Genomic DNA, 7,464 nt, shown 5'->3' with positions numbered 1-7,464 from the left:
GATGTTCGGCCGCCTCAAGGACTATCGCCGTATCGCCACCCGCTACGACAAACTCGCCACCAATTTCCTTGGCGCTATCTACCTCGCCGCAGCCGTCACATGGTGGTTATGAGTCCCGACCCTAGCTCGCCGCGCGAAACAGGCTCGGCTGATCGGGCGGCGTCTCCCCCGCGATCACCACCCGGTCCCTCCCCGCTGCCTTCGCCTGCAACAGTGCGCTGTCCGCCACGCTGAGCAGGCTCGCGCCGTCCGACTGGCCCGGATAGGCGGCGACGCCGATCGAGACCGTCACCGGGTGGAGCGGGCGGCCGCGATAGGCGAGGGCGACCTTGCGGATCGTCTGGCGGATATCCTCGGCGCGTTCCGCCGCTGCTGCGCTGTCGCGGCCGGGGAGGAGCATGGTGAACTCCTCGCCGCCGAAGCGACAGGCGAGGTCGCGTTCGCGGGCGTGGCTCAGCAGCACCTGCGCAACATGCTGCATGACGAGGTCGCCTGCGTCATGCCCGAACTCGTCGTTGAACCGCTTGAAATGGTCGATGTCGATCATCAGGCAGCCAAGCGGGCTGCCCTGGCTCTCGGCCAGCGCGCGTTCGGCGTTGAATATCTCGTCGAGATGGCGGCGGTTCGACAGGCCGGTGAGCGGATCGCGCGTCGCCAGCGCTCCGAGGGTCGCGCGCAACTGGATATTGGCGAGGGCGAGGCCGATATTCTCCGACATCAGGTCGAGATAGATCGAGCGCTCGGCATATTGGCCGCTCTCCTCGCGGGCCTCGAAATAGAGCATCCCCACAATCCCGCCCTGCGCCATCAGCGGCACGCACAGGCAATCCTGCCCGTCGATGTCGCCGATATGCTGGCAACATATGTCCTCGCCGCGCGCATTGCTGCGGTGCGGATGGCCGCGGCGCAGGCCCCAGCAGAAGGACGGTGCGAAATCGCCGAGGCTCAGCACCGGCTCCTGCCAGTCGCCGATCGTGCCCAGCCGCCCGCGCGCATGATCATAGACGAAGATATGCCCGGCGAGGTCGGGGAAGATCTGCGGCGCGTAGCAGGCGACGACATCGGCCAACTCGGCCTCGACGTCGCAGCCCTGCATCCGGTGCATCATCCGTGCGATCAGGTCCTTGATGCGGCGATCCTCGTCGCGCTCGCGCTCCAGCCGCTCGCGCTCGATCGTGCTGCGGCGGAACAGGCGCAGCGCCTGCGTCACCTCGCCGATCTCGTCCTGATGCCGGTCGTCGGGCAGGTCGGCGTCGAAATCGCGCTCGGCAAGCCGGTTGACGACATTGCTCATATGGGTGAGCGGCCGCGCGACCCGGCGGGCAAGGATGAAATAGAGAACGGCAAGGAACAGCGCGGCGGTCAGCCCGAGCAGGACCCGCGCGACATCGTCCCAGCGATCGGCGCGATCGCGCGCGGCGTTCAGGTCGCGCTCGGTGCGTGCCTTCATCGCCGCCTTGAAGCGGGTCAGCGACCTTTCGATGTCGCCGTAAAGCGCCAGATAGCGGTCGCCATAGAGCAGCGCCGTCGCCCCAGCCTGGTCCCCCCGGTCGACCGCAGCGATAGCGGCGGCTTCGAGGGTTTCGATCTGGATCAGGCTGTTGTCCGCCTCGCGCAGCGCACCGGCTTCGACCGGCGACAGCGGCAACGTCTGGAGCCGGGCGGCCATCCGGTCGATCACGGTGGCGCCGTCGCGGTCCCGTTGCCAGGCGCGCTTGTAGGCGGGCTCGCCGCGCATCGCATAGAGCCGCGCCTGATCGGTCATCCGTTCGACGATCAATTCGATGTCACTGGCGATGCGCAGATAGGCCGAACGCTGCTCGACGGCGTGGCGCTCGTCCTTGTCGGCGTCGACGGCAAGCATGAACGCCGCGCCCGATCCAAATGTGAGCGCCAGGGTGAGCCCATAGGCCCAGTTGGTAATCGTCGCGATCCGCATGGTGTGGCGTCCGACTGCCTCTCCGGAATACCGTTAGACCATGCTGCCGGGCGCTTGCCCCCTCCGCAAAATTGCGGAGCCTTAACAATAGGCTATGCGGCTCGGCGGCGGGGCGCTGATGACCAGCCGGCGGCTGCCCCAGTAATTGGTGTCGATCGCGATGCGCAGCGGCGAGGGCGGTCGCCAGAAGCGTTCCGCGTCAGGCGTCAGGCAGGATCGCCAGCCGGCCTTCGCGAGCAGCGGACTGAGTTCGAGGACCGAGCTCTGATCGCGGGCGTGCCAGATGGTGACATGGTCGAAGCGCGGTTCACCCGCCTTCACCGGCACGTCGAGGTCGATCGCGGCGGATAGCGGGCCAACGCCCATCAGCATGACGCCGTCCTTGCGACAGCGCAGGCCGCGCGTGCCGTCGAGGCAATTGCCGAAGCCTGCCGCCAGCGCGGTCGCCAGATTGCCGGAGAGGGGAAGCCCCTCGAAGATCGACGAGGGTTTTGCGGGAGGCTCGGGACGAGGTTCATCGCGACATCCGCTCAGCGCCAGCATGGCCAGCATCAGGCAGAATTCGCGTCGAGCCACGTCAAGCTCTCCCGCTGGAAACCGTCCGCTGTCAGGCGGCCTTGGCTTTCTTCTTCGCCGCCGGCTTGGCCGCGACGGGCGCCGATGCGGCCTTGGCGGCAACGACCGCTCTGTTGACGGCGCGAAGATGCTTCTTATTTCCGGAGCGCAGCGAGGCCATGTTTTATTCCGTCAGGTTGGATTGGCCGCAGCGTCGGTCAATACTGGATTGGTCGTGCATTTGCTGTGCCCGGTGCATGGTCATGTTTTCGGGCGGCGTGCAAGCTGCCTCTACCGCATCGCCACCTTCGCCGCATCGGCCTGCCAGCCGCCGCCGAGCGCGCGGAACAGGTCGACCTGGGCGTTCGCCACCCGCGCGTCGGACTCGGCCAGGTCGGCGTCGGCCGCCGCCGAAGTACGTTCGGCGTCGAGCACGATCAGGAAATCTACCCGCCCTTCGCGAAGCTGCGCGCGGCTGATGTTCGCGGCGGTCTGCGCCTGACTCGCGGCCTCGCGCAGCGCCTGGCGGCGGTCCAGTTCATGGGCATAGGCCGACAGCGCGGTCTCGGTGTCCTGCAGCGCGCGCAGCACGGCGCCGTCGAAGCCCGCCAACGCGGCCTGGGTCGACGCCCTCGCCTGGGCGATCTTCGCGCGCCCGGCTTCCTGATTGGGGAAGTTCCAGCTGAGCAGCGGACCCAGCAGCCAGCGCAACGGCCCGCCACCGAACAGGTCGCCGATCGACGCGCCGGTCGATCCGACCGATCCGCCCAGCGAGATGCGTGGATAGAGATCGGCGGTAGCAACCCCGATCCGCGCGGTCTCGGCGGCAAGACGGCGTTCGGCCTCGCGGACGTCGGGCCGCCGTGCGAGCAGGCCGCGACCGTCGCCGACCGGGATCGCCCGGTCGAGCCGCAAGGTCGTCTTGCGCTGGCCGACATCGGCGGGAAGATCGGCGGGCGCGCGGCCGGTCAGGGTCGCGAGGCGGAACAGCGCCGCGTCGCGCTGCGCGCGCAGCGGCGGCAGGGTGGCGCGCTGCTGTTCGCGCAAGGCCGATGAGCGCGAGACATCGAGCTTCGACGTCCGCCCCGCCTCGAAACGCTTGCCCGTGAGGTCGACGGTCCGGTCGAGCAGCGCCAATGTGCGTTCGGCGACCTCGATCCGCTCGACCGCCGACGAGGCATCGGCATAGGCGCGCGCGGTTTCGGCGACGATCGCCACCTTGACGGCGTCGCGCGCGGCTTCGGCGGCCTGCGCATCGCCGCGCGCGGCTTCGACCGCGCGGCTGACCCTGCCGAACAGGTCGACCTCATAGCCGACGCTCAGCCCCGCATCGAAAGACCAGTCCTCGCGCTTCGCGCCCGCCGCGCGCTGGCTTTCGGGCGATCGGCCATAGGTGGCCCCCGCGCCGATATCGGTCTGCGGCAACCGGTCCGACCGGGCCTCGCGCAGCGATGCGCGCGCTCTGTCGAGATTGGCGATCGCGACGCGCAGATCGGTGTTGGCGGCGAGCGCATCGGCCACCAGCCGGTCGAGCACCGGATCCTGATAGAGCCGCCACCACGCATTGTCGGGCTCCGCCGCCGTCACCGGCGCGGCGGGCGCGCTGATGAACGGCTGGGCCGCGCTCGGCGGGGTGGCCGGCGTCGTATAGTTCGGCCCGGCGGCGGCGACCGTCAGCAGGCTGGCGGCGGTGAGCAGGAGTTTCTTGGTCATCTTATCCTCCCTCATTCGGCTGGCAGAAGTGCGGGGCCGGCATCGCGGCCCTTGCCCCAGCGGCGTTCGAACCGCTCGGCGAGGCTGCGCGCCGCGACGTAGAAGGTCGGGGTGAAGACGAGGCCAAAGAAGGTCACGCCGAGCATGCCCGAGAACACCGCGGTGCCCAGCGCCTGGCGCAATTCCGCGCCCGGCCCGCTCGCGATCACCAGCGGCACGACGCCGAGAATGAACGCGAAGCTGGTCATCAGGATCGGCCGGAGCCGGTCCTGCGCGGCGCGCACCGCCGCCTCGACCGGCGACAGCCCTTCCTCTTCGCCCTGCTTGGCGAACTCGACGATCAGGATCGCGTTCTTCGCGGCGAGGCCGACGAGGACGACCAGCCCGATCTGGGTCAGGATATTATTGTCCATACCCCGCAGGTTCACGCCGGCCATCGCCGCGAGCAGCGTCATCGGCACGATCAGGATGATCGCCAGCGGCAGCATCAGGCTTTCGAACTGCGCCGCCAGCACCAGGAAGACGAACAGCACCGCCGCGGCGAAGACGATCATCGCGGCATTGCCGGCCAGCTTCTGCTGATAGGCGATCTCGGTCCATTCGGCGGTGACGCCGGCGGGCAGCTTTTCCGCCAGCTTGTCCATCGCCGCCAGCGCCGCGCCGGTCGAATGGCCGGGAGCCGCCTCGCCGTCGATATCGATCGAGGGATAGAGATTATAGCGCAGCACGCGATAGGCGCCGGCCTTGTTCTCGATCGTTGCGACCGCGCCGATCGGCACCATCGCCCCGGTGTTGGACCGCGTCTTGAGCTGCTGGATGTCCGAGACGTCGTCGCGGAACGGCATGTCGGCCTGCGCCGTCACGCGATAGGTGCGGCCGAGCAGATTGAAGTCATTGACGTAGGCGGAGCCGAGATAGACCTGCAACGCCTCGAACACGCGGCTCGGCGGCACGCCCAGCATGTCGGCCTTGGCGCGGTCGATGTTCGCATAGGCGCGCGGTACGCTATTCTCGAACATGGTGTACACCATCGCGAGGCTCGGGTCCTTGTGCGCCTCGCCGATCATGCTCGAGGCGATCTGGTTGAGCTTGTCAAAGCCCAGCCCCGCGCGGTCCTGAAGCACCATCTTGAAACCGCCGCTGCTGCCGATGCCGCGGATCACCGGGGGCGGCACCACCATGACGTGCGCCTGATCGAAGCCATGCGCGATCTTACCGGCTTCGGCGAGGATCGACGCCATGTTCTGGCCGTTTTTGGCGCGGTTCTTGAAGCTGTCGAAGACGAGAAAGGCGACCGCTGAGTTCGACCCGCTGGTGCCGGACGGGGCATGGAAGCCGGTCAGCATAACCGCGCCCTTCACGCCCGGCACCTTTAGCAGCTTCTTCGACGCCGCCCGCAAGGTCGCGTCGGTCGAGGCAAGCGAGGTGCCCGGCGGGGTGAAGACCAGCGCGATCGCATAGCCCTGGTCCTGCGCGGGGACGAAGCCGGTCGGCGTCGCGCCGAACACCGCCACGGTCAGCGCGACCAGTCCCGCATAGGTGAACAGCACGCGCTTCGGCCGGGCGAGCAGCTTGCGGGTGCTGTTCGCATAGAAGTTGCTGAGCCTGTCGAAGCCCGCGTTGAAGCGCTTGCCGCCGATATAGGCCATCCGCGCCCAGCGTCCTTCGGGCTCGTCTTCGGCCTTGCGGTGGAGCAGCCGGGCGGCGAGGGCGGGCGACAGGGTCAGCGACAGGATCAGCGAGATGATCGTGGCGGCCGAGATGGTCACGGCGAACTGGCGATAGAATTCGCCGGTCAGCCCGGTCAGGAACATCGTCGGCACGAACACCGCGCACAGCACGAGCACGATCGCGACCAGCGCCGTCGAGACCTCGTCCATCGATCGGTGGGCGGCCTCCATCGGGCTCAGGCCATGTTCCAGATTGCGTTCGACATTCTCGACCACGACGATCGCATCATCGACGACGATGCCGATCGCGAGGACGAGGCCGAACAGCGACAGATTGTTGAGCGAATAGCCGAAGATGGCGAGCACCGCGAAGGTGCCGATCAGCGAGACCGGGATCGCGATCACCGGGATGATCGCCGCGCGCCAGCTTTGCAGGAACACCAGGATGACGATCACGACCAGCACCACGGCTTCGAGCAGGGTGTGCTGAACCGCGGTGACCGACTCGCTGATGAACTGGGTCGGGTTGTAGATGACCTTATATTCCAGCCCGCGCGGGAATTTCTTCGACATCGCGTCGAGTTCGTTCAGCACCCCGTCGGCGGTGGCGAGCGCGTTCGATCCCGGGCGCTGGAAAATCCCGATACCCAGCGACGGCTGGCCGCTCAGATAGGTGTTGATGCCATAATCCTCGGCGCCCAGCTCGACCCGTGCGACATCGCGCAGCCGGGTCAGCCGGCCATCGGCATCGGCCTTGATCACGACGTTGGCGAACTGCTCGGGGGTGGTCAGCCGGCCCTGCGTCTCGACATTGAGTTCGAACGCCGCGCCATTCGCTTCGGGCGGCTTGCCGATCGAGCCGGCGGCGACCTGGACATTCTGCGCGCGCAGCGCCGCAACGATCTCGCCCGCGGTCATGTTGCGCGCGGCGGCCAGGCCGGGATCGATCCAGATACGCATCGCATAGTCGCGCGCGCCGAACAGGCGGACTTCGCCGACGCCGTCGATACGGGCCAGCCGGTCGCGCATCTGGGTGAGCGCGTAATTGGAGATATAGCCGCGATCGAGCGAGTTGTCGGGCGAGATCAGGTTGGCGACGAGGATGAAGTCGGGTGAGGTCTTGCGGGTGACGACGCCTTGCCGGCGCACGTCCTCGGGCAGGCGCGGCTCGGCGAGCGCGACGCGGTTCTGGACGAGCACCTGGGCTTCATCCAGATCGGTGCCCAGCTTGAAGGTGACGGTCGTCACCAGCCGGCCATCGCCGGTCGCCTGGCTCGACATGTACAGCATGTTGTCGACGCCATTGATCTCCTGCTCCAGCGGAGAAGCGACCGTCTCGGAAACCGTCTCGGCCGATGCTCCGGGATAGCTCGCGCTCACCGTCACGGTCGGCGGCACCACCTCGGGATATTGCGACACCGGCAGGCCGAAGAAGGCCAGCGCGCCGACGATGGTGATGACCACCGCGATCACGCCGGCGAATATCGGCCGCTGGATGAAGATGTGGCTCAGGCGCATTGTTCTTTTCCCTGTTTGCGGCGCGAGAAGGGCCGTTCGCCCTTCCGGTCGGAAGGGCGTCAGTCTGCC

General features: G+C 67.7%; 6 protein-coding genes. 1 reads left to right on the top strand and 5 read right to left on the bottom strand.

Going from position 1 to position 7,464, the window contains the following annotated elements; translation table 11 throughout:
- Positions 1 to 112 (top strand): IS5/IS1182 family transposase (locus WP12_RS00580; protein ID WP_046191817.1); only part of this gene is annotated, 112 nt, incomplete at its 5' end.
- Positions 113 to 121: 9 nt separating this feature from the next.
- On the opposite strand, the gene WP12_RS00575 is transcribed toward WP12_RS00580, so the two are convergent.
- The 5 genes from WP12_RS00575 to WP12_RS00560 form a co-directional block, all read right to left on the bottom strand.
- Positions 122 to 1,939, bottom strand: a complete 1,818-nt coding sequence (locus tag WP12_RS00575) for a diguanylate cyclase (protein WP_046191816.1) — start codon at positions 1,937 to 1,939, stop codon at positions 122 to 124.
- An 81-nt stretch (positions 1,940 to 2,020) separates the two neighbouring features.
- The gene (locus tag WP12_RS00570) at positions 2,021 to 2,515 is read right to left on the bottom strand and encodes a hypothetical protein (protein WP_152663836.1); all 495 of its coding nucleotides are present in this window, start codon (positions 2,513 to 2,515) and stop codon (positions 2,021 to 2,023) included.
- A 31-nt stretch (positions 2,516 to 2,546) separates the two neighbouring features.
- The gene (locus tag WP12_RS26175; protein ID WP_268794717.1) at positions 2,547 to 2,675 is read right to left on the bottom strand and encodes a hypothetical protein; all 129 of its coding nucleotides are present in this window, start codon (positions 2,673 to 2,675) and stop codon (positions 2,547 to 2,549) included.
- Between the two features lie 110 nt (positions 2,676 to 2,785).
- The gene (locus WP12_RS00565) at positions 2,786 to 4,207 is read right to left on the bottom strand and encodes an efflux transporter outer membrane subunit (RefSeq protein ID WP_046191822.1); all 1,422 of its coding nucleotides are present in this window, start codon (positions 4,205 to 4,207) and stop codon (positions 2,786 to 2,788) included.
- Positions 4,208 to 4,218: 11 nt separating this feature from the next.
- Positions 4,219 to 7,395: an efflux RND transporter permease subunit gene (locus tag WP12_RS00560; protein WP_046191815.1), complete on the bottom strand. Its 3,177-nt coding sequence runs from the start codon at positions 7,393 to 7,395 to the stop codon at positions 4,219 to 4,221.
- Between the last annotated feature and the right edge of the window lie 69 nt (positions 7,396 to 7,464).

The sequence above is a fragment of the Sphingomonas sp. SRS2 genome, assembly GCF_000971055.1.
Taxonomy (GTDB): Bacteria; Pseudomonadota; Alphaproteobacteria; order Sphingomonadales; family Sphingomonadaceae; genus Rhizorhabdus.
The sequence above is the reverse complement of the archived record's forward strand: the minus strand, read 5'-3'. Positions and strand labels throughout refer to the sequence as shown.

Excerpts from the sequence above, each read along its gene's own strand:
- WP12_RS00575 (WP_046191816.1), bottom strand. The coding sequence starts at position 1,939 with ATGCGGATCGCGACGATTACCAACTGGGCCTATGGGCTCACCCTGGCG.
- WP12_RS26175 (WP_268794717.1), bottom strand. The coding sequence starts at position 2,675 with ATGGCCTCGCTGCGCTCCGGAAATAAGAAGCATCTTCGCGCCGTCAAC.
- WP12_RS00565 (WP_046191822.1), bottom strand. The coding sequence starts at position 4,207 with ATGACCAAGAAACTCCTGCTCACCGCCGCCAGCCTGCTGACGGTCGCC.
- WP12_RS00560 (WP_046191815.1), bottom strand. The coding sequence starts at position 7,395 with ATGCGCCTGAGCCACATCTTCATCCAGCGGCCGATATTCGCCGGCGTG.